22 protein-coding genes are annotated in these 23,236 nt (G+C 35.1%); 9 read left to right on the top strand and 13 right to left on the bottom strand.

Annotated elements, in window-relative coordinates; all coding sequences use genetic code 11:
* Positions 1-9: 9 nt before the first annotated feature.
* From ftsY to gloB, 3 genes are all read left to right on the top strand, one after another.
* Positions 10-1,209: a signal recognition particle-docking protein FtsY gene (gene ftsY, locus WCP76_RS00725; RefSeq protein WP_336293774.1), complete on the top strand. Its 1,200-nt coding sequence runs from the start codon at positions 10-12 to the stop codon at positions 1,207-1,209.
* On the top strand, positions 1,206-1,880 hold the full coding sequence (locus WCP76_RS00720) for a septation protein A (protein ID WP_336293773.1): 675 nt from the start codon (positions 1,206-1,208) through the stop codon (positions 1,878-1,880). Before ftsY ends, WCP76_RS00720 begins: the two co-directional genes overlap by 4 nt.
* Positions 1,881-1,947: 67 nt before the next feature.
* Positions 1,948-2,709, top strand: coding sequence for a hydroxyacylglutathione hydrolase (gloB, locus tag WCP76_RS00715; protein ID WP_336293772.1), 762 nt, complete (start codon positions 1,948-1,950; stop codon positions 2,707-2,709).
* 345 nt (positions 2,710-3,054) lie between these two features.
* Here the strand turns inward: gloB and WCP76_RS00710 are convergent, their stop codons facing one another.
* From WCP76_RS00710 to rho, 6 genes are all read right to left on the bottom strand, one after another.
* Complete coding sequence (locus WCP76_RS00710) at positions 3,055-3,951, bottom strand: ParB/RepB/Spo0J family partition protein (RefSeq protein WP_336293771.1); 897 nt, start codon at positions 3,949-3,951, stop codon at positions 3,055-3,057.
* A 46-nt stretch (positions 3,952-3,997) separates the two neighbouring features.
* Positions 3,998-4,795 (bottom strand): ParA family protein, encoded by a 798-nt coding sequence (locus WCP76_RS00705; protein ID WP_336293770.1) that lies wholly within the window; start codon positions 4,793-4,795, stop codon positions 3,998-4,000.
* Positions 4,796-4,801: 6 nt separating this feature from the next.
* Positions 4,802-5,449 carry a 16S rRNA (guanine(527)-N(7))-methyltransferase RsmG gene (gene rsmG / locus WCP76_RS00700; protein WP_336293769.1) on the bottom strand — a complete coding sequence of 216 codons (648 nt, stop codon included), beginning with the start codon at positions 5,447-5,449 and terminating at the stop codon, positions 4,802-4,804.
* The gene (gene mnmG, locus WCP76_RS00695; RefSeq protein ID WP_336293768.1) at positions 5,449-7,317 is read right to left on the bottom strand and encodes a tRNA uridine-5-carboxymethylaminomethyl(34) synthesis enzyme MnmG; all 1,869 of its coding nucleotides are present in this window, start codon (positions 7,315-7,317) and stop codon (positions 5,449-5,451) included. Before mnmG ends, rsmG begins: the two co-directional genes overlap by 1 nt.
* Positions 7,318-7,422: 105 nt before the next feature.
* The gene (gene mnmE / locus WCP76_RS00690) at positions 7,423-8,730 is read right to left on the bottom strand and encodes a tRNA uridine-5-carboxymethylaminomethyl(34) synthesis GTPase MnmE (RefSeq protein ID WP_336293767.1); all 1,308 of its coding nucleotides are present in this window, start codon (positions 8,728-8,730) and stop codon (positions 7,423-7,425) included.
* 30 nt (positions 8,731-8,760) lie between these two features.
* Positions 8,761-10,026, bottom strand: a complete 1,266-nt coding sequence (rho, locus tag WCP76_RS00685; RefSeq protein ID WP_336293766.1) for a transcription termination factor Rho — start codon at positions 10,024-10,026, stop codon at positions 8,761-8,763.
* A 1,103-nt stretch (positions 10,027-11,129) separates the two neighbouring features.
* Here rho and WCP76_RS00680 point away from each other — a divergent pair.
* The 5 genes from WCP76_RS00680 (at position 11,130) to polA (ending at position 17,137) form a co-directional block, all read left to right on the top strand.
* A complete protein-coding gene (locus WCP76_RS00680) occupies positions 11,130-11,726 on the top strand; it encodes a Maf family nucleotide pyrophosphatase (RefSeq protein WP_336293765.1) in 597 nt (198 codons plus the stop codon).
* Positions 11,719-12,600: a shikimate dehydrogenase gene (locus WCP76_RS00675; protein ID WP_336293764.1), complete on the top strand. Its 882-nt coding sequence runs from the start codon at positions 11,719-11,721 to the stop codon at positions 12,598-12,600. The genes WCP76_RS00680 and WCP76_RS00675 overlap by 8 nt, the downstream gene beginning before the upstream one ends.
* On the top strand, positions 12,597-13,184 hold the full coding sequence (coaE, locus tag WCP76_RS00670; protein ID WP_336293763.1) for a dephospho-CoA kinase: 588 nt from the start codon (positions 12,597-12,599) through the stop codon (positions 13,182-13,184). The genes WCP76_RS00675 and coaE overlap by 4 nt, the downstream gene beginning before the upstream one ends.
* 4 nt (positions 13,185-13,188) lie before the next feature.
* On the top strand, positions 13,189-13,896 hold the full coding sequence (gene dnaQ / locus WCP76_RS00665; RefSeq protein WP_336293762.1) for a DNA polymerase III subunit epsilon: 708 nt from the start codon (positions 13,189-13,191) through the stop codon (positions 13,894-13,896).
* 334 nt (positions 13,897-14,230) lie between these two features.
* A complete protein-coding gene (gene polA / locus WCP76_RS00660) occupies positions 14,231-17,137 on the top strand; it encodes a DNA polymerase I (RefSeq protein ID WP_336293761.1) in 2,907 nt (968 codons plus the stop codon).
* Here polA and WCP76_RS00655 read toward each other — a convergent pair.
* The 7 genes from WCP76_RS00655 to ihfB form a co-directional block, all read right to left on the bottom strand.
* Entirely contained in the window at positions 17,134-18,012 is an 879-nt protein-coding gene (locus tag WCP76_RS00655; RefSeq protein WP_336293760.1) for an endonuclease/exonuclease/phosphatase family protein, read from the bottom strand. The two genes, polA and WCP76_RS00655, sit on opposite strands and share 4 nt — an antisense overlap.
* Before the next feature lie 109 nt (positions 18,013-18,121).
* Positions 18,122-18,895 (bottom strand): Bax inhibitor-1/YccA family protein, encoded by a 774-nt coding sequence (locus WCP76_RS00650; protein ID WP_336293759.1) that lies wholly within the window; start codon positions 18,893-18,895, stop codon positions 18,122-18,124.
* Positions 18,896-19,323: 428 nt separating this feature from the next.
* Entirely contained in the window at positions 19,324-19,827 is a 504-nt protein-coding gene (gene lspA, locus WCP76_RS00645; protein WP_336293758.1) for a signal peptidase II, read from the bottom strand.
* A gap of 7 nt (positions 19,828-19,834) precedes the next feature.
* Positions 19,835-20,665 carry a TrmH family RNA methyltransferase gene (locus WCP76_RS00640; RefSeq protein WP_336293757.1) on the bottom strand — a complete coding sequence of 277 codons (831 nt, stop codon included), beginning with the start codon at positions 20,663-20,665 and terminating at the stop codon, positions 19,835-19,837.
* Between the two features lie 2 nt (positions 20,666-20,667).
* Positions 20,668-21,600, bottom strand: coding sequence for an RsmD family RNA methyltransferase (locus WCP76_RS00635; protein ID WP_336293756.1), 933 nt, complete (start codon positions 21,598-21,600; stop codon positions 20,668-20,670).
* 171 nt (positions 21,601-21,771) lie between these two features.
* A complete protein-coding gene (locus tag WCP76_RS00630; protein WP_336293755.1) occupies positions 21,772-22,074 on the bottom strand; it encodes a lipopolysaccharide assembly protein LapA domain-containing protein in 303 nt (100 codons plus the stop codon).
* Positions 22,075-22,082: 8 nt separating this feature from the next.
* Positions 22,083-22,361, bottom strand: coding sequence for an integration host factor subunit beta (gene ihfB / locus WCP76_RS00625; RefSeq protein ID WP_142416588.1), 279 nt, complete (start codon positions 22,359-22,361; stop codon positions 22,083-22,085).
* A 188-nt stretch (positions 22,362-22,549) separates the two neighbouring features.
* On the opposite strand from ihfB, the gene WCP76_RS00620 reads away from it, so the two are divergent.
* Positions 22,550-23,194, top strand: coding sequence for an LPS export ABC transporter periplasmic protein LptC (locus tag WCP76_RS00620; RefSeq protein ID WP_336293754.1), 645 nt, complete (start codon positions 22,550-22,552; stop codon positions 23,192-23,194).
* Positions 23,195-23,236: the final 42 nt, after the last annotated feature.

The raw sequence follows: 23,236 nt of genomic DNA, 5'->3' as shown, positions 1-23,236 counted from the left end.
AAAGCCCCTATGACAAAATCTTTTATAAAAAAAATATTTTCTTTTAACCAAAATAAAAAGAAGAAAACAAAACAAGTTTATACTCCTTACGAAACCGATATAGAGGAAGAAAGTGGAAGCACAAATTTAAAAAAAGAAGAAAAAGCAGAAAATAAAAATATAAAACCTATAAAACATGATGAAAAAACTCCACATTTTGAAAAATATTCCGGAAAAATAATTGTTACGAATACAATCTGTGAAAAAAAAATTGAAGAGTCTGCGATTCCACTCCCTGTTGAACATAGCAATACAGCGTGGGTTGAACGCTTTAAAAAAGGGTTAGCTCTTTCTTCACAACGCTTAAGCGAGTCTATGAGTGCTCTATTTGTTAAGGGAAAGCTTGGTGAAGACACACTACAAGAACTGGAAGATATCCTTATTCAAGCTGATTTTGGTGTAGAAACAGCTACACGCATTATAGATACTTTAGCTTCTAATCGTTACGAAAAAAATTTATCTCTAGATGATATTTACGCCATTGTAGCTGATGAAATAAAAAAGGTTTTAGAACCCGTTGCGATTCCATTAGAACTTGATATTAATCATAAGCCTCACGTTATTTTACTGGTAGGTGTAAATGGTACTGGAAAAACAACAACTATTGGAAAACTTGCTGCAAAACTTACTGCAGGAGGGCTAAAAGTTATGCTCGCTGCTGGTGACACATTCCGCGCTGCAGCCATTGAGCAATTGCACATTTGGGGTGAGCGCACAGGATCTAAAGTTATTTCAACAAAACTAGGTGCAGACTCTGCTAGTTTAGCCTTCGATGCTTATGAAAAAGCAAAAAAAGAAAACAGTGATGTGTTAATTATTGATACAGCTGGGCGCTTACAAAATAAAACTGAATTGATGGATGAATTAGCAAAAATTATTCGTGTTTTAAGAAAACACACACCTCAAGCACCTCATACAATCCTTCAAACGCTTGATGCAACCACCGGACAAAATGCACTTAGCCAAGTAGATATTTTCCGTGAAATCGCCGGAGTTAATGGCTTAATAATGACAAAGCTTGATGGTACTGCACGGGGGGGGGTTTTGGTTGCTATTGCAGAAAAATATAAATTGCCCATTTATTTTGTTGGTATAGGAGAGAGTATTGAGGATCTTCAACCTTTTTCTGCTTCTGATTTTACCGAAACTATCGCAGGGAAATCCATATGAAAAAAACTTCTTTAAAACCCAATCTATCTAATAATTCTGATTTTAAAAAGCCACTTTTTTCACCAGCATTTACTAAATTTCTCTTAGAAATAGGACCGTTAATCGTCTTTTTTCTTGCTAACTATAAAGGTGAATGGCTGATAAAAAACATTGAACTATTTAAAAATTTTGATAAGCCTATTTTCCCTGCAACTGCTATTTTCATGGTGGCAATTGTTGCTTCCTTAGGATTATCCTGGATTCTTGCACAGAAAATTCCCATAATGCCTCTTATCTCAGGCGTGTTTGTTTTATTCTTTGGATTTCTAACTCTTTGGCTTCATAATGACACTTTCATAAAAATGAAGCCAACTATTATTAATAGCTTATTTGCACTTGTCCTTTTTGGGGGTATGTTTTTTAAAAAACCGCTTTTGTTTTATATTTTCGATTCTACTTTAAAGCTTGATGATTTAGGATGGCAGAAGCTTACCTACCGTTGGGCGTTTTTTTTCGTTTTTCTTGCTTTTTTAAATGAAATAATTTGGCGAAATTTTAACGATAATTTTTGGACTAGTTTTAAAGTCTTCGGTGTCATGCCTATAACAATTCTCTTCATGCTTACCCAAATACCTCTTATTATGAAACATTCACAGGAACTCTTTACAAAAACTGATAGGTCTGATTCTTAAACATAAGACATTCATTACTAGAGATTATTTTATAGCTTATTGCTGCGTATTGTTATGGAGAAAATGCGTGTTAATCGAGCAGTTCATTTGCCGAAAAGATAATTTCGGTGTGCTTATTCACGATGAAAAAAGCAGATACACAGCTGCAATTGATGCACCTGAAAGTAAAGCAATTCACCATGCATTAAAACGGCGCAACTGGACACTCCAAGCTATTTTTGTAACTCATCATCACCATGACCATATCGAAGCATTAGAAGAATTAAAGCAAACTTATAAGGCTATAGTTATTGGTCCAGAAGCAGAAAAAGAAAAAATTACTCATCTTGATAAAACACTCGAACCCAATGAAACTTTTTTCTTTGGAACTCAAAAGCTTTTAGCTCTTTCAACACCTGGCCATACTCTAGGATCATTATCTTATTATTTTCCTGAAGAAAATTTACTTTTTACTGGAGATACACTTTTTTCACTTGGTTGCGGACGTCTTTTTGAAGGAACATCAGCACAAATGCTGAATTCTTTAAAAAAACTTCGTCAACTTCCAGACGAAACGCTTCTTTATTGTGGACACGAGTATACCAAAAACAATGCTCTTTTTGCATTGACACTTGATCCATATAATAGAAAACTTCATAAAAGAGCAGAAAATGTTTTTTTGTTATGTGCAAAAAATTCTATGACTTTGCCTGTCACTTTGGGGCAGGAAAAGGCGACTAACCCTTTCCTTCGTTGGGATGATAATTTGCTGAGAAAGAATCTCGGAATGGAAGATGCAACGGATGAAGAGGTATTTGCTAACATAAGAAAAAGAAAAGATAATTTTTGATAATGTTTTAATTTCTATTGCTTCCTCTTTTGTAACATATACTCAAATAAGCATGATAAGAGGAATACACTACCATTTTGTTCTATCACTTATCAGTAATACAAATACCCACAGTAAATACGCCTTAAAAGAAAAAATAATAGTATTCTAAGTCCTCACAAAACTATATTTTTAGCAAAAGAAATTGTTTTAAAATAATATAACAGCTGAAGATTGGGTAATCTGTTTTCACAGAATTTAAGGTAATATTAGCTTCAAGTATAATTTTTGAAGACAAAGAAATTTTTTGAAAAATTTTAAGCCCTATAAATATATTTTTTATAGGGCTCGAATTATGGAAAATGTTTAGGTTTGCAAACGTCGGCAAATATCATCCAATTGCTCTAGTGAAGAATAGTGTATTTTTAAATCACCACCCTTTTTACCAGGTTGAATAATCACTCTCATTCCTATTACATCTGCAAGCAATTTTTCTAAGGATTTTGTTTCCGCGTCTTTTTCCACAGAAGTTCGTTTTTTTACTTTTGTATTTGCCTGATCATATGCAAGCATTTCTGTTTGACGTACCGAAAAACCTTCACGAATAATTTTTTCCGCCAAATTTTCCGGATTATCAACGGTTATAAGACAACGTGCATGACCTACTGAAAGCTCCCCATTTATTAAAAATTTTTGTACCTTTTGTGGCAATTTTAACAAACGAAGTGCATTAGCAACATAACTTCTGCTTTTTCCAATTACTTGCGCCAAATCTTCTTGCGTATAACCATGCTCATTCAGCAAAATTTCATATCCTATAGCTTCTTCAATGGGATTAAGATCAGCACGTTGAACATTTTCTATAATTGCCAATTCAAAAGCTGTCTTATCATCCACATCACGAACAATAACCGGCAATTCATTTAAATTTGCTCTTTGTGCAGCACGCCATCGACGCTCTCCAGCAATTAATTCAAATTTATGAGGATGATCGCGTGAAGGCCTAACAATAATAGGTTGAACAATGCCATGTTGGCGAATTGACTGTGCTAGATTATCAAGTTCTGATTCTGTAAAATTACGCCGTGGATTATGTGGATTACAAGAAATAGATTCTATAGGGACAAACTTTTCAGAAAATGTACTAGATTCTGCCAATTTATCATTATTTTGTAAAGATGAAAGACTATCATTTAAACTTATATCGCCAATCAATGCCGCTAATCCACGCCCAAGTCTTTTTTTTGATTGATCATCATTCATAATCTTGCTCTTTGAGTTATCTTTTAAAAAGTTATTTTTTACATTTTCAAGCAGCAGCGCGTGCTTGTTTTTCACGTTGAATCATCTCCGATGCTAAACGCAAGTAGGCTTGGCTACCAGCACATTTTAGATCATAAAGCAATACTGGCTTACCAAAAGAAGGTGCTTCAGATACCCTTACATTTCGTGGAATAACAGTGCGATAAACTTTATCCCCCATAAAAGAGCGTACATCTTCAACAACTTGATTTGAAAGGTTATTCCGTCCATCATACATTGTTAGAACAATACCTTGAATTTCTAAAGATGGATTAAGTACAGATTGCACTTGCTTTACAGTTTCAAGCAACTGGCTTAAACCTTCAAGTGCCAAAAATTCACATTGCATGGGCACTAAAACAGAATCTGCAGCCCCCATAGCATTAAGTGTTAAAAGATTAAGTGAGGGAGGACAATCAATTAAAATATAACTGAACTTTTTTTCCATTTTTGGATCATGGCATAGGGCTTTACGCAACCTTTGAATACGATCTTTTGATGAGGAAATTTCCATTTCTACGCCTAAAAGATCAAGTGTAGAAGGTACAATGTGTAGATTTGGTACAGCTGTTTTTAAAGCTGCCTTTGTAATTGAAATTTCTGAAACTAAAACATCATAAGAAGATAGAGGGCGACTATTACGATCAATCCCCAATCCTGTACTAGCATTACCTTGAGGATCAACATCCATAATAAGAACATTTTCACCAATAGCTGCTAGAGCTGTAGCAAGATTGATTGCTGTAGTCGTTTTACCGACTCCACCTTTTTGGTTTGCAATAGCGATAATCCGTGTTTGGCTCATTTTGCCTTACTTTCTTCGTGATAAAAGATGAGAAATTTCTAAAATAACAGAATCTTCATCAATTTTACTCTTATATTTTATCAGATTAAATTGCCAATTGGCAGAGGCATTTGTAATTTCTCTAGAATAATCCCGACCTTTTTGTAAAAGAGCTATTGTTTTTTGTGAAAAAAAAGGAAAAGCAAGTTTTAAAAGATCATCCAGTGAAGCTAAGCCTCTCGCTGTTATAACATCTGGTGCTTTTATTTTTTGATAGGCATCTTCAATTCTACAATGATGAACTGTGGCTGGTAGATTAAGTTGGGTAATAACTGTTCTTAGAAAAGCTATTTTTTTTCCGTTACTTTCAACGAGATCAATGTGCCCTATTTTTTTTTCTTTCATAAGAATAGCAATAACAATTGCAGGAAATCCACCACCTGATCCAAGATCACACCAATTTAGAAAATTACTATGTAAAGGATAAATTTGAGCAGAGTCCAAAATATGACGTTTCCATAAAACTGGTATTGTTGTAGCGGATACTAAATTAATATGTGCATTCCACTGGATGATTAAAGTTTCAAATTTTATTAAAGTCTCCATTGTTTCACGTGAAACAGAAGGAATGATATCTAATAATGCTTTATATTTTTTTTCTATACAAAAATCCATTAAACTGATTTAGCCTTTTCACGTCTTTTCCGTTGAATATACGTAATAATAAGCGACAATGCGGCAGGTGTCATACCATCAATTTTCTGGGCATCAGCGATTGAACGCGGTGATATCTTTTGAATCTTTGTTTTTAGCTCATTTGAAAGCCCAGAAATTGATTGAATATCAAGAGAAGATGGAATTTCTAACCCTTCATCTCTTTGAAGAGCAGCAATATCCTGTGCTTGTTTTTCTAAATAAACTGCATATTGTGCTTCAATTTCTAAAGATTCACATGTTTTAGAATCAATTGACTGCAATTGTGGCCAAAAATGTGAAAGACGTTTTATGCTCATATGAGGATAAGCAAGAAGATCATAAGCTGAGCGTCGAACTCCATCGTGATTTATTTGTAATCCATGAGCAGAAGCTTCATTAGGAGTTAAAAAAAGCTCTTTACATATTGATCGTGCCTGATTGAGACGTTGTTGCTTTTGTTGAAAATAATTCCAACGCAATTTATTAACAATTCCCCATTTCTGTGCCAAAGGCGTTAAACGAGCATCAGCATTATCAGATCGTAAAGATAAACGAAATTCTGCACGTGATGTAAACATTCGATAAGGTTCGCAAACACCACGTGTAACTAAATCATCCACCATAACACCAATATAAGCAATGGAACGACTTATGATAACCTCGTTTAACTTACCCACTTTATGCGCAGCATTTAATCCAGCTAAAAGTCCCTGTGCTGCAGCTTCTTCATATCCTGTTGTACCATTAATTTGACCAGCTAAAAACAGCCCTGGTAAAGCTCGTAATTCTAAAGTTTTAGTTAATTGTTGAGGATTAACAAAATCGTATTCAATAGCATAACCAGGTTGTAAAACTTTAGCATTTTCCAACCCCTCAATAGTTTTTAATAAAGAAATTTGTACATCTTCAGGAAGAGAGGTAGAAAGACCATTTGGATAAATAGTGTCATCATTCAAGCCTTCTGGTTCCAAAAAAATCTGATGTCCATCACGTTCACCAAATTTAATTATTTTATCTTCAACTGAAGGACAATAACGCGGTCCTAATCCTTCAATATTTCCAGAATACAAAGCAGATCTATGAATATTTTCACGTATAATTTTATGTGTTTGACTATTTGTGCGAGTTATTGCACATTCAATCTGAGGCTGGTCAATTTTTTCTGTTAAAAAAGAAAAAGGAACTGGATCTTCATCCGCTTTTTGTTTTTGAAGTACATCCCAATTAATTGTTTTTTTACTAAGGCGAGCAGGAGTCCCTGTTTTTAACCTACTAAGATTTATATTATATTTTTTTAAACGTTCAGCAAGTTGTACACTTGATTTATCTCCCATACGGCCAGCAGCCCACCTTCTATCACCAATATGAATGAAACCGTTTAAAAATGTACCCGTTGCCAAAACAACAGCACCAGAAAAAATAGTTCCTTGTTTTTTTAAAATAACGCCTGAAACATGATTATCTTTTACAAGCAAATCAACTGCCTCATCTTCAATTAAAACGAGATTATCTTGTTCTTGTAAAAGCTTTTGAATTTCTTTTTTATATAATTGTCTATCAGCTTGTGTACGCGGCCCTCTTACGGCTGGCCCTTTACGTCGATTAAGAAGCCTAAATTGAATTCCAGAAGCATCCGCAGCTCTCCCCATAAGACCACCCAAAGCATCTATTTCACGAACTAAATGCCCTTTTCCAAGCCCACCAATAGCAGGATTACATGACATTGTTCCTAAACCTGATATTTTGTGTGTAACAAGTGCTGTTAGTGCTCCTGTACGCGCTGAAGCTGAAGCAGCTTCACAACCAGCATGACCACCACCAATAATGACAACATCATATAATTGCATTTAAATTAATTCCATAGAAAGATATAAAGTTTCACGTGAAACAAGACACAAAATACATGAACTTTTAAATCTGTCTATGTAATAATTAATGTTTCACGTGAATCGTTATTTACCAATACAAAACTCTGAAAAAATAATGTCAAGCAAATCCTCAACATCTATATCTCCCGTAATCCTTCCAAGAAAATCACTTGCGCGGCGAAGATGTTCTGCACGTAAACTTAAATCAAGAAAATCAGAATTAACAGAAGCCTCAATTTCTTCAACTGTCTCTTTTAACAACTGAAGTTGTCTTTTGCGTGCTGGGAAAAGATTTCCAATTTCAGAAGCACGACGTGAACAAAATAACTCCAATTCCTTAATAAAATAATCAAAATTTAAACCAGTTAATGCAGAAAACTGCACAAACCAATGGGTTTCACTATTTTCATAAAGATCAAGTTTATTACCAACATGCCATATTTCAGCTGACGTTTCCGGTAAATCAACTTTTTTAGGATTTTTCATATCATAAACTAAAATAACCAAATCTGCATTTATGACATGCTTCTTTGCAACTTCTATTCCTAATTTTTCTATTTTATTTTCCGTTTTCCTAAAACCAGCAGTATCTGTTAAACAAACTGGTAAACCACCAAGAACTAATCTCATTTCTAAAGCATCACGGGTTGTACCTTCTTCTTCTGTCACAATAGAAATAGATTTTCCCGCTAAACGATTCATAATGCTTGACTTGCCAGAATTTGGAGCACCAACAATAACAATTTTTAACCCATCACGTAGAATGCTCGCACGTTCCCCTTCATTAATATGTTCTCGAAGAGAAGCACAAAGATCCTCCATATCTTTCCAAATTTTATCAGATACCGAATTTGGAACATCAGCTTCATCAGAAAAATCAAATTCTGCTTCAATAAAAGCACGTGCCTTTGTAAGTTTATGACGCCAATCGCGATAAAGTGCGGTTAGACGTCCACTTGTACCCATGATTGCTAAACGTCGCTGACTTTCTGTTTCTGCTTCTATTAAATCAGCAAGACCCTCTGCTTGAACAAGATCTAATTTTCCTTCTCTAAATGCACGACGTGAAAACTCACCTGCTTCGGCAAGACGACATCCGTAAAATGTGGATAATTCATCGAGGAATCGATTAACAACAGCTATTCCTCCATGTAAATGAAATTCTGCACAATCTTCTCCTGTAAAACTATGCGGAGAAGGAAAAAAAACAGTTAGAGCAGAATCTAAAAAACTACCATCACGGGCAATAAGATTTCCATAATGCATAAACCGCGCTTTAGGCAAACAACCACAAAGCGTTTTAACAATGTTTACAACATGAGGACCAGAAAGCCGAATAACAGCAACCCCTGAAGGCAACAATCCACTCGAAACGGCAAAGATTGTATCCACAGGATATATCCTAATTTAAAAGTTTAATATTTATGTATTCATTGAATCAAAGAATTCATTATTGTTTTTTGTTTGTTTTAATTTGTCAATTAAAAATTCAATTGCATCAGTTACATTCATAGGCGCTAAAATACGGCGAAGTACAAAAATTTTGTGTAATTCTTGTCGTGCCACCAAAAGCTCTTCTTTGCGTGTTCCTGACTTTAAAATATCCATAGCAGGAAAAATACGCTTATCAGCAACTTTACGATCAAGAACAATTTCCGAGTTGCCAGTTCCTTTAAATTCTTCAAAAATAACCTCATCCATACGACTACCTGTATCAATCAAAGCAGTTGCAATAATGGTTAAAGATCCACCCTCTTCAATGTTACGCGCTGCACCAAAAAAACGTTTTGGACGCTGTAAAGCATTTGCATCTACACCACCCGTCAAAACTTTACCTGATGAAGGAACAACTGTATTATATGCACGTCCAAGACGCGTAATAGAATCAAGAAGAATAACAACATCACGCCCATATTCAACTAAGCGCTTTGCTTTTTCAATAACCATTTCAGCTACTTGCACATGACGCATTGCTGGTTCATCAAAAGTAGAAGAAACCACTTCTCCTTTCACAGAACGTTGCATATCAGTAACTTCTTCTGGACGCTCATCAATTAAAAGAACTATAAGATAACATTCAGGATGATTAGTTGTAATAGAATGAGCAATGTTTTGAAGTAAAACCGTCTTTCCTGTTCGAGGAGGTGCTACAATTAATCCTCTCTGTCCTTTTCCCAATGGAGATATTAAATCAATCACCCGTGATGACATATCCTTCTCTGTAGGATCCTGTATTTCCATTTGAAAACGTTCATTTGAGTAAAGAGGGGTGAGATTGTCGAAATGAATTTTATAACGAATCTTTTCAGGGTCTTCAAAATTAATTGTATTAATTTTAAGAAGAGCAAAATAACGTTCTCCTTCTTTTGGACTACGTATAGGACCTTCAACGGTATCGCCTGTTTTTAGGGAAAATGATTGAATTTGTGTAGGCGAAAGGTAAATATCGTCAGGACCTGGAAGGTAATTAGCGTCAGCAGATCGCAAAAACCCAAATCCATCTTGTAAAACCTCAACGACTCCCTCTCCGATAATCTCTACATCTTGTAAAGCAAGTTTTTTTAAGATAGCGAACATCAATTCTTGTTTACGCATCAAAGAAGCATTTTCAACTTCTAATGTTTCAGCAAAAGAGACAAGTTCAACTGGATTTTTACTTTTAAGTTCTTGTAGTTTCATTTCTTGCATGAAATATGCTCTTTAATAATGGTGGATGTATGTGTGGGAGATTGTCCTTGAATCAAGTGCGGAAAATTTAAAGAATGGAACATTCTTATAAGAAAAAGACATTATATACTCAATTTTTTTAATCCGCAAGCATCATTTATATGAGGTGTTTTCATATAAAATTAAGTAACTATATAAGTATTTATATGTAAATTAATATATTTAGAAAATGAGATACATTGAAGCATCATTTTTCAAGAGTCAAATTGTACAATGAATTTTGTTTACAATATTTTTGACCAATATTCAAAATATATTTTTAAATATCCATAAATTTTTTATATTAATAATTTATTAAAAAGGTGATTATTTTTATTTAAGTCTGTGTTTAATATTAATTATTAGTTATGCTTTAGTTTTCCTGAATTTTATCCACAGATATAAAAAGGAAAAAGACAAATATAACATTATATTAGAGATGCTATCCCCGTTCTTTTTTAATAAGAGAAGCATAGATATCACAACTGTTCAATTTGTGTATAATAATGGAAAGTTTTTCCAAAATTTTAGTTTTATTAAAGAGCATTCAAGATATATACACATTTGTTAACAAGGAGTTAATTTTTTTGTGACAAGAGAAAGAAAATCCTTTTTATGCATACTCTGATTCCTTAGATAAAAGATGAGAATCTATTTTTGAGGGACTGTTGTATTGCTATGCAACTTGACTCAAAGGGTATGGTGTATTTTCCCTATGATTTATAATGAAACGCTTTCGTTAGAAAGTTTGTCGTGGAATATAAGCAAGAGTTAGGTATTTTTCTTTATTTTAAAAAGTTAACAAATTCCTGTTTCACAGGATAGAGTGGCTCAATACAGATTACTCTCATTGTGCTGGGTATTTAAAAGAATAAAATGAAAAGATCCAACATATTTGAAAATGTTGGAATTTTTGAGAAAGCTTTTTCCATTTAAATTTGTACTAATAGCATTTAAATAGCTAAAAATTGATTTGTGTAAAACGTATTTTGAATGTTTTTTACCTGTTATGTAAGCCACAAGATACTTTATTAAAAAAATAGCTGTGATTGTATCTAAACTTTTATCGTGATTTCATGAAGAAAATGACAAAAGACACATTAATATTAGCATCACTTAGTTCCTATCGTGCACAACTATTGAAAAAAGCAGGTTTAAACTTTTTTATTGAAGGAGCCTCTTTTGATGAAAGGACAATAGAAAAAGAAGAAAAAACAAAGGATCCTAAAGAACTTAGTTGTTTTCTTGCAAGTGCAAAGGCAAAAAATGTTTCTGATCGCTTTCCTGATGCTTTTGTTATTGGTTGTGATCAAGTGCTTAATTTAGAAGGGAAGGTTTTTCATAAGGCCAAAAGTAGAAAAGAAGCACGTCAACGTTTACTTAATTTATCGGGAAAAACCCATTCCCTTCATAGTGCAGTGGCTTTATACAAAAGTGGACAAAAAATTTGGGCAGAAGTTTTTAGTGCGCATATGTCAGTGCGTCTTCTTTCATCAGACTTCATTGAACGTTATTTAGCACGTGTAGGAACAGATGTTTTAAATAGTGTGGGAGTGTATCAAATAGAAGGAGAAGGAATCCATCTTTTTGAAAAAATTGATGGAGATTTTTTCACCATTATTGGTTTACCTTTATTACCTTTATTAGTAAAGCTGCGTAATTTAGGAGTTATTGATGGTTGAGTTGACAATCAAATGCCAAAAAACAACTTTTCCGCGTGCTTTTGTTGTTGGCCATCCTATTTACCATTCAAAGTCACCAAAAATTCACAATTTTTGGCTCAAAAAATATAATTTACAAGGTGAATATCTAGCGCAGGACGTAATACCTGAAGAATTTAGAGATTTTTTAGTATCTATAAAAAGAAGAGGATTTTGTGGAGGTAATGTCACTCTACCCTATAAACAGGAAGCCTTTCATTTAGTGAGTCATAAAGATGATATAGCAACAATGATTGGTGCTGTTAATACTCTATGGTATGAAGGTGGTAAACTTTGTGCCACAAATAGCGATGCTTATGGCTTTAGTGCTAATCTTGACGATTTTTTTCCTGATTGGGCTAGAGAAGTAGCTCTTGTTTTTGGTGCAGGTGGTGCTGCACGCGCTATCATATATGCTTTAAAAAAACGTGGATTTGAACGTATTTACTTAGTTAATCGTACAAAAGAACGCGCAGACGATTTAGCCGAACATTTCGGAAAAATTATTAAAGTTTACGATTGGCATCGTGCTGATGAAATATTTTACCAAGCTGATTTAATTGTTAATGCAACTTCTACGGAGTTGTCATCATCCTATGATGAAAAAAATGCTCTTCCCTTTTGTGATTTTCAAAAAACGAAGACAACAGCATTGGTGACAGATATTGTTTACACACCGTTGATAACGCCCTTCTTAAAACAAGCAAAAGCGCATGATTTGAGGATCGTGGATGGACTTGGAATGCTTCTACATCAGGCTGTTCTTGGTTTTGAAAGATGGTTTGGAATAAGACCACAGGTAACAAAGGCGTTACGAATGGCAATTTTAGAAAGTATGGGTGAAGAGACAGGATGAAAATCATAGGATTAACTGGATCCATAGCTATGGGAAAATCAACGGTTGCTAATTTTTTCAGACAAGCGGGTATCTCCGTTTTTAGTGCTGATGATGCAGTATACCAACTTTATAAGAGTGAGCCAATTTTGTCGCTCATAGCTCATACGTTCCCTAATGTTGTTGAAAATGGAGAAGTTAATCGTTCAAAGCTTTCTAAAATTGTGATTGATGATAGTAAAAAATTGCAAACATTAGAAAAAATAATTCACCCTTTTGTTCGAGAAAAAGAAAAAGAATTCATTGATAAAGCACGCCAAAAGGGGGAAAAACTAATTGTTCTTGATATTCCGCTTCTTTTTGAAACAAATAGTGAAAAACGTGTAGATAGTGTGGTTGTTGTATCTGCTCCTTTAGAAATACAAAAAGAGCGTGTAATGATTCGACCAAACATGGATGAAAAGAAAATAGCTTTTATAAATTCTCAACAAATGTCTGATGAAAAAAAACGAGAACGTGCTGATTTCATTATTGATACAGGAAAAGATTTAGAAGATACACGTCAACAAGTTTTTAGTATGATAAAAAGTTTATTAAAGAATTAAAATAATGCGTGAAATTATTTTTGATACAGAAACAACAGGTTTAGATAAAGAGAAAGACCGCATAATCGAGATAGGTTGTATAGAGATGGTTGATCGCTATCTCACAGGGCGCCGATTCCATGTTTATTTAAACCCACAAGGCGTTATTATTCCTGATGAAGTCGCAGCAATTCATGGATTGACCAATGAACGTTTAAAAAATGAAAAAAGCTTTAGTGATATTGCCGATGCATTTTTGGAATTTATCAAGGGAGCAAAAATGATTGCGCATAATGCTAATTTTGATATTGGCTTTCTTAATGCAGAATTGGGACGAGCAAATAAACCGCTTATTAGTGTCGATAATGTTCTTGATACATTAGCTATGGCGCGGCGTAAATTTCCCATGGGGCCTAATTCTCTTGATATTTTGTGTAAGCGTTTTGGAATTGATAATAGTCATCGTGTTTTTCACGGTGCTTTACTTGATGCAGAGATTCTCGCCGATGTTTATATTGAACTCATTGGAGGAAAACAGGGTGTATTAGGCTTTGATAATATAGAGAGTCTTGATGAGAAAATCCAAAATGATAAGGGTGAGCTCTACATAGTTAAAACTCGTCCTCGGCCTTTACCTTCAAGATTAAGTGCGCAAGAAAAAAATATGCATGCCAATTTTATCAAAAAAATGGGTGAAAAAGCTCTATGGAATAGGTTCAAAAGCTTTCATTAACTCCTTTATTTGGAAATATTATTTGAATAGGATGCAAAACAAAAAAAATACGGCCGTTGTGGGGAGGGGAACACCACAACGACCATGTCGCCACATTGTACCTCAGCTATCATAGGAGGAGCAAAATGAAAGCTATTATATCCTGTAACAGCAAAGAAAAGCTCTAGGTACTGAATATAAAGTGTAACGACTTTATACTTTATGGAAATAAAAAATGGCTTTTTAGAGGCGGTTTTGTAAATTTTAAAATAATTTTTTTTAAATTTAAAAGTAATAGTGAAAAAATATATACAAGTGAATTATTTTTTAACTAAAACGGAGAAATTAAACTGTAATGAAAGCAACAGATCATCTTTTTTTGGTTGATGGATCAGGTTATATTTTTCGTGCTTATTACGCTTTGCCGTCTTTAAAGCGCAAAAAGGATGGACTTCCTGTAGGAGCCGTGGCTGGTTTTTGTAATATGCTGTGGAAATTGCTCTGTGATGCACGTAACACAGCTACCGGTATTGTTCCAACGCATTTTGCTGTTATTTTTGACTATTCATCCGATACATTTCGGAAAAAAATTTATCCACAATACAAAGCTAATAGAGAAACTCCCCCTGAAGACCTTATTCCTCAGTTTTCTCTAATACGTCAAGCAACAAAAGCCTTTAATTTGCCGTGTATAGAAAAGAAGGGATTTGAAGCCGATGATTTAATTGCTACTTATGCACAGTTAGCAACAAAGGTTGGAGCAAAAACAACAATTATTTCTTCTGATAAAGATCTTATGCAATTGGTAAATGCACATGTGTCTTTGTATGATGGAATGAAAGACAAACATATAGGTGTTTCTGAAGTTATAGAAAAATGGGGTGTTGTACCTGAAAAAATGGTTGATTTACAAGCTTTGACCGGGGATCCGACAGATAATGTGCCGGGAATTCCAGGAATTGGCCCCAAAATTGCAGCTCAATTGCTAGATCAATTTGATTCGCTAGATCTTTTGTTACAGCGTGTGACAGAAGTTAAACAAACAAAACGGCGTGAAAATATTCAAACTTATAGTGAACAAGCAAAAATTTCCCGTGAACTTGTTCGGCTTAAAACAGATGTACCTATAGATAGTGATTTAGATGATTTCGTTTTAGAAGCACAAGATGGTCCACGATTGATAGCTTTTCTTAAAGCGATGGAATTTTCAACATTAACGCGTCGTGTGGCAGAGGCAACAGAATGTAACGCAGCAGCCATTGATGCACTTGACATAGATGTTGAGTGGGAGAAGTCTAGCTATGGATTTGGTTTTAACGACAAGAAGGCTGACAAAGAATCCCCTTATTATTTTTCTGAAGATTCTACACAATTTTTAGCACAAAAACGTAAAGATCAAGCTCTTGTTCAAAAAGTTATAAGAGATTCCTACACAACTATTCTTGATGAAGAAATTTTGAAAAAATGGTTGTTGGAAGCAGAAGAACAAGGATTTTTCTCTTTTGATACTGAAACGACTTCGCTTGATCCTATGCAAGCAAAGCTTGTTGGTTTCTCATTAGCATTACGGCCTGGAAAAGCAGCCTATGTACCTCTTGAACATGTTGAAGGGGAAGATGATCTTTTAGGTAACAAGCGAATTGTTGGGCAGATTGAAAGACAAAAGGCTTTGGCACTTTTAAAACCAGTATTAGAAAACAAAGCAGTATTAAAAATTGGTCAGAATATAAAATATGACTGGTTGGTTATGAAGCAATACGGCATTGTTATATGCTCTTTTGATGACACTATGCTTTTGTCATATGTCTTAGATGCTGGAACTCTAAGACATAATATCGATGATTTATCCGAACGCTGGCTTGGACATAAACCAATTTTATACAAAGATTTGACGCATAATGGGAAAAAGATTGTTTCTTTTGCACAGGTAGATTTAAAACAGGCAACTTTTTATGCTGCGGAGGATGCTGATGTGACGCTCCGTTTATGGAAAGTTTTAAAACCACAACTTGTAGCACAGGGCCTGACAAAAATTTATGAGCGCCTTGATCGACCTCTGATAGAAGTGCTTGCAAGAATGGAAGAACGTGGGATTCTCGTTGATCAGCAGATTTTATTGCGTCTTTCAGAAGAATTAGCGCAAACTGCTTTTATTCTAGAAGAGGAGATTTATAAGCTTGCTGGTGAAAAATTTAATCTTGCTTCGCCAAAACAATTAGGTGATATTCTTTTTTGTAAAATAGGATTACCTGGAGGTGGTAAAACCAAGGGTGGACAATGGTCAACCTCTGCACAAACCTTGGAGGATTTAGCTGCTGAAGGGTATGTTTTGCCGCGTAAAATTATTGATTGGCGTCAACTTACAAAGCTAAAATCTACTTATGCAGACGCTTTACCTTCTTATATTTTACCAAAAACAGGGCGTGTTCATACAAATTACTCTTTGGCAACAACATCAACAGGGCGGTTGTCATCATCAGAGCCAAACTTACAAAATATTCCTGTACGGACTGCTGAAGGGCGTAAAATTCGAACAGCTTTTATTGCTCAAAAAGGGTATGTACTACTTTCAGCTGATTATAGTCAGATTGAATTGCGTATTCTTGCACATATTGCTGACATTACGGCGTTAAAAGAAGCTTTTGCTCAAGGACAAGATATTCATGCTATAACTGCATCACAAATATTTGGGGTTCCGATAGAGGAGATGCATTCGGATATACGAAGACGCGCGAAAGCGATTAATTTTGGTATTATTTATGGCATTTCTGCTTTTGGATTAGCCAACCAATTAGGTCTTTCAAGACAAGAGGCGGGGCGTTATATTCAACTTTATTTTGAAAGATTTCCTGGAATTAAAGACTACATGGAAAAGACCAAGATATTTGCACGTAAAAATGGTTATGTAGAGACAATTTTTGGACGTCGTATTCATTATCCAGAAATAAAAGCAGCGAATATACAGGTTCGTTCTTTTAATGAGCGGGCTGCTATTAATGCACGAATTCAAGGATCAGCAGCAGATATTATTCGTCGTGCTATGATTCAAATGGAATATGCTTTAGAAAAAGAAAAATTGTCAGCAAAAATGCTACTGCAAGTGCATGATGAATTAATTTTCGAGGTACCGGAAGACGAAAGTGAAAAAACTATGGTTCTTGTTAAAAAGGTTATGGAAAATGCTACAATGCCGGCTTTCTCTTTGTCTGTGCCTATTGAAGTAAAAGTAATGGTTGCTAAAAATTGGGGTGAGGCACATTAATTTTTTTCATTTGTTTTATTTTTAAGAACAGCCATTGCATTTGCAAGATTAATATAAGCTTTGATAGGCAAATGATCCGATGCAATGCGTGCAAGTGGTGAATGATGATTTTTTATATTTGTCACTAATTGATGGGGAAAAGCAAAAACTCTATCGAGAGCTAAAAAAGGAAAGCGGGAGGGAAAGCTTGGTACAGATCCAAGTGCGCTATCAAAATAGGGAGAAAAATTGTTCAAAGATGAACCTTTTCCAATCCGCCATTCATTAAAATCCCCAATGAGAAGTGTAGGCATCAGGGGGCGTTTTTGTATAAGTGCAAGGAGCATTTTTGTTTGTTGATTGCGAGAATGGCGCAGTAAACCAAAATGAGTAGCAATAATACGAATAAGGCCCGTTTCCATTTCTAATTCTACAATCACAGCACCACGTGGTTCAATGCCAGGAAGAGTGACTTGTAATATATCACGTATGTATCCTTTTCTCAGAAAAAGAGCATTACCATGCCAGCCGTGACTTTGAGGTGACGTGGTATTTAGGGGCACTGGAATCAGACCTGTTTCGGCTTTTAACAATTGAAGATCAATCAAGCCAATGCGTTTACCAAAACGTTTATCTGCTTCTTGAAGGGCAAGAATATCAACTTGTAGCTCAGTAATAACACGTACAATACGAGTCGGATTAAAAATTTTATCAACACCTACACATTTATGTACATTATAGGAAGCTACAGTAAGATCATAATTATCATTCTTGTCTACGGTGTTTGATTGATGACTAGAGAAATTATGGATTGTATTAAAAAGAGAGTTATATAGATTTTTGGGGATTAATGTTGTTAACCCAGGAAATTTTCGTTTGTAAGGGATCTTTGTCATTTTGTGAATAGGATTTAAGAGGTTGAGGGGAAACGCTTGTATAAAAAATAAAAGAACCCTGTTTCTTAAAAGAAACAAGGCTCTCTAATTTGAGTTATAGCTTTTGCAATCAGTTACGGTTTGAGCCAAGAAACTGCAGCAAAAAGACAAACATATTGATGAAGTCAAGATAAAGGTTTAATGCACCCATAATAATTTTACGCCCTCTTGTGTCATCTGCATCTCCTTCATAATACATCACTTTGATGCTTTGTGTATCGTAAGCTGTCAAACCTGCAAAGAGAAACACGCCAATCACGGAGATAGTAAATTGCAAGGCATTTGATTTAAGAAAAATATTCACGATCATGGAAAGTACCAAGCCAACTAAACCCATAAAAAGGAATGATCTCATTGCTGTAAGATCACGCTTCGTTGTGTAACCATAAAGTGAAAGAGCACCAAAAGCTGCAGAAGTAATGACAAACGTTTGCACAATACTTTCTGTCGTATAACGCAAAATGATAGAGGAAAGAGAGAGTCCAACGAGCGCAGCATAACCAAAAAAGAGGCTCCGAGCTGCAGTTGTACTCAATGTGTTAATTTTGAAACTAAGGAATAATACTGCCACAAGTGGTGCAAACATAACAATATAAGAAAGTGGTGATGTATAAAATGTTACTCCAAATGGGGTTAAATAAACACTGCTATTGATTTGAGCAGCTGCTTGGCTCATATCTGTTGTCGTTGCTAGTAATGCGACTGCGTAAGCAGCAGCGGCTGTAAGAAGCAAACCAATGGCCATTGTATTATAGACGCCCAGCATATAACTGCGCAATCCTTGGTCAATTGATGCATCGGCATGGGAAACAGACGCCGAACGTAAATTTTTGAAATCAGCCATAATATAAAGTCCTTTAGCATATGTTCCGCCAGATGTTGGAGTTAAAAAGAATCTCTGTTATTAGGGCATAAACCTTGTATAACCTGTTATTTAACAGATACCAACAACTCCGGGCGCTGCTGGCGGAGTTCCAGCATACCTTCACTTATTATGGAGATTTATTTAAAAATTACAAGAGATTTTCGTAGGAAAGAAACCTTACAAATTAGTAAGGAAAAGTCTTATTTTTCGGAAAATAACATTAAATATTCTACGTAATATTTTGTATTTTATGCTTTGAAAGCATAAATATAAAAATAAAAAAATAGAGTTTTGAATAAAGCCAAGAATAGTAAAAAATTATCTCGAAAATATAGATCACAAGAATACCATATGTCTTATAAATATTTCGTCTGATACGCAGTGATCTCAGAAAAATTAACAGGTTTTTATTTAGAAATTGTAGAGTTAGAACGACGCTTTGTTTTCATCCAGATATGCAACTCTTCAATAAGAATAATGATAACACCCAATGTGATAAAAGTATCTGCAAGATTGAAAATAGCAAAATAAAAAATTTCATCAATATGAAAGAATATATAATCAATGACGTAATGAAACCGGATACGATCAATAAGATTACCGATTGCTCCTCCAATGATAAGAATAAGGCCGCAACACGTTAACGGTTTATTATATCCAGTATTTTTCCATAACCATAACAGAAAAACTATAATGATAAGTGTAATAACAATGAATCCCCAGTGAGAAAAGGAAGAAAAAAACGAAAATGCAACACCAGAATTATGTACATGATAGAGAGAAATAAAAGGAAGAAACGTATTTTCTGTTCCTAGAGGGATATTACGCATAACCCAGTATTTGACCGTTTGATCAAGCCCAACTGTAAGTATTAAGCCAATGAGAAAAAAAAGTGATGATTTACGTGTCATATTTTTATTATTCCAGGGTTAGATAAGGACGGCGGATTTCATAAAGCATAATAGCTGTCGCTATTGCCAGATTAAGCGAGTCGGCACGCCCACTTTGTGGAATACGTGCGAGTTGGTCACAACGACTCGCAAGAATATCTTGTAATCCCTGTTTTTCATTTCCCATTAAAAGTATAATAGGGCCTTTTTTGAAATTAATTGTACGATAATCTTTAGATCCTTTGAGATGAGTCCCAACAATCAAACCTTTAAAGTGAGCAGACCAGTTTAAAAAGGCACTTTCATCAAAACGATAAAGTGGTATGGAAAAAATTGATCCCATTGTTGCCCGTACTGTTTCAGGTGAAAAAGGATCGGTTGTTTCGCCAATCAAAAGAACACCTTTGGCTCCTACGGCATCTGCAGTCCGAATAATGGTGCCAAGATTTCCAGGATCACGCACTCGATCGAGTGCGACATAAACATCTTTTATCCCTCCTTTTATCATTTCAATTGGTTGCCATTGTTGTTTAAAGATACCAATAAGTGTTTGTGGGTTATCACGGCGAGTAATGGATTCCATAACCTTTTGTGAGGCTTTAATGACAAAACCGCCATTGGCTATAGCATGTGCAGCAGTATTTTCGACAGTTGCATTGCCAGTTTTGCTTTTAGAAAAAATAAGTGTTTGTATTGTCCAGCCGAGATTGATAGCATCAATCACTAATTTAAGCCCTTCTGCCATGAAAAGACCTTCTCTATTACGGTTTTTCTTCTGAAAGAGTCCACGTAGGTCTTTTATGATAGGATTGCTGAGAGAGGTGATTTCTTTGACCTTGCCGATTTTTTGTATACACATATTCAAGCAATCCAACGGCTAAAAAGAGAAGTAGAAAGAGCACGCCCAGAGGCTTCTTCACGCAAGATCAGTTCTCCTGATTCAATTATGCCGCCAAGATTTATAAATTCATCCCGCATTAAGGTATGAAGTGCATAGAAGGAAGCGCGAATAGAGTAAGCTGTGAGTACGATAGCAAGGGGGTTATCAGATAGAAGTTTACGACAGCTTGTGATCATAGCCGGTAGGTGATCGAATAATTGCCATATTTCACCATGAGGCCCACGTCCATATGCGGGGGGATCAAGAAAAATAACATCATAGCTTTTCTTACGACGTAGTTCACGTTCAACAAATTTTACAGCATCATCGCAGATCCAGCGAATAGGACGGTCTGATAATCTTGCTCTTTCTTGATTAGCTTTTGCCCAAGCGATGGCTTTTTTAGAAGCATCAACATGTGTAACATTTGCACCCGCACGTGCAGCAATAAGAGAGGCAATACCTGTGTAACCAAAAAGATTTAATAATTTTATTGGACGTGTAGCTTTAACAATTTGTTCTTCTATTAAGCGCCAATGGGCATCTTGTTCAGGAAAGACACCCACGTGACGAAAGGAAGTAAAGCGACCCAGGAAAGATAATCCATTCCAGGAAAGTGGCCACGTTTCATCAAGTGGTTTTTTGGGAAAATACCAACGACCAACGCCTTCTTCATCTCTGTTGCCCGTGAAAATAGCATCAACATCAGCCCATTGCTTTTGTGATAAAACAGGTTTCCACAGTGCTTGACCTTCTGGTCGAATAATGCGGTAAGCTCCGTAACGTTCTAATTTTTTTCCATTACCAGAGTCAATGAGAGCATAATCTGCATTCGTACCTGTTTCTAAAATAAGAGGCAATTTTTCCTGAGGGTATAAATTGTTCTGGTGAGTTTGAAAGCATTGTGCGGGCATGTTCGGTATCACCGGTGAGAGTGTTTTAAAGGATTTATATTACAAAGCTCTTAAATTTTTATAAGAGTATGGAGAGGTTAAAGTTAATTAAAACATATATGGAAAAAAAGAAAAAGGGCACTTTTAACCTTTTATTGAATACAAAAAGGAAAAGCTTTCACTAAAATATTATTACATGACATTTATATCTGTGATCGACGTTTTTAACTTTTCGAATTCAGCTTTGCTTTTTTTGAGCGCTTTTTTACATTTATAATATGCAGGCCAATAGATTAAACCTCCAAAGAAAATACCGAGACCGAAAAAAATAAAGAGCCATATAAATAAAGGAGCTTGATAAGTAAAATTTTCAGAGCTAATCTGAAAAGGATCAAGCGTTAATGTAACCATTTGACGATTAGCTACTATAAAAGCAACCAAAAAAAACGTGGGAATCGCTAAAATAATTGTTAAAAGAAAATGTTTAATTGTCATAAGCTTACTCATTGATTGAGGCGATCACGTAAATCCTTACCAGTTTTAAAAAAAGGAATCCATTTTTCTTCAACTGCAACGGCTTCACCTGTCCTCGGATTACGACCATTACGAGCCGAACGGCTTTTAACAGAAAAAGCGCCAAACCCACGAAGTTCAACACGATTGCCATTAGCGAGCGCTGTTGAAATTTCTTCAAAAATAGCATTCACAATGTTTTCCACATCACGCTGAAAAAGATGCGGATTATGACGGGCAATAATTTGTACAAGCTCTGATTTAACCAAAATAGCCTCGCTTTCATATAAAAAAGATTTCTACAGTTGTGTATTTCATGTATGTACACTACATATATAAACGGATGAAGACAAAATAAAACCAAGAAAAAACAAATTGCAAGAAACAAAATTGAAAATGCATCTTGTAGGGGTTATACAAATCGAAAAACGCGGAAAATTTTAGAGATTAGGGTAATATGTCCGTATATGATCGCTATGAAACCGTTTCAAAAGAATCATCTTTTAGTGATGTTTTTCAAAAAGCATATCGTCATTCGCGTCGCATTAACATATTAAAATTTTTTTTGCCTCTATTTGCATTGGCTATAGCACTCATTTTTTGCTGGTATACGTTTTTTTTAATTCCTGTTTCTCGTGATCCTGTAGCTTTTAATAATGAAGAAAAGGGAATAATGGGGCTGATGATGCTCAACCCAAAATTAGAAGGTTATACGCGTTCTTATGAACCTTATTGGCTTAAGGCAGAAAAAGTGTTTCAAAATCATACACATTCTAGAATAATTGGGCTGCAAAAAATTACAGCTGAAACGCTTTTGGGTAAGAAAAGGCGGATTTTTCTCGATGCGCAAGGGGGATTTTACAATGATATTAATGGTTGTTTGCAATTGAATAAACCATTTACTATTACAACAAATGACGGAGTGATTGCACAATTCATGGCAGCGGATATTAATTTATCTGAGGGGCAGTTAAACACAAATCAGCGTGTCAATATTCAACAGGCAGGTTTGCGTCTTGCAGCAAACGCTCTGCAAATTCGTGAAAAAGGGACAAACATGTATTTTCATGGCGGTGTGCATTTAGTGCTTGGCAAGCAATGAAGAAGTACCAATACGAATCTTAAGGCAATTTTTGTAGAAGAA

Source organism: Bartonella vaga, from assembly GCF_037070895.1.
In the GTDB taxonomy this organism is placed as follows: Bacteria; Pseudomonadota; Alphaproteobacteria; order Rhizobiales; family Rhizobiaceae; genus Bartonella.
The sequence above is the reverse complement of the archived record's forward strand: the minus strand, read 5'-3'. Positions and strand labels throughout refer to the sequence as shown.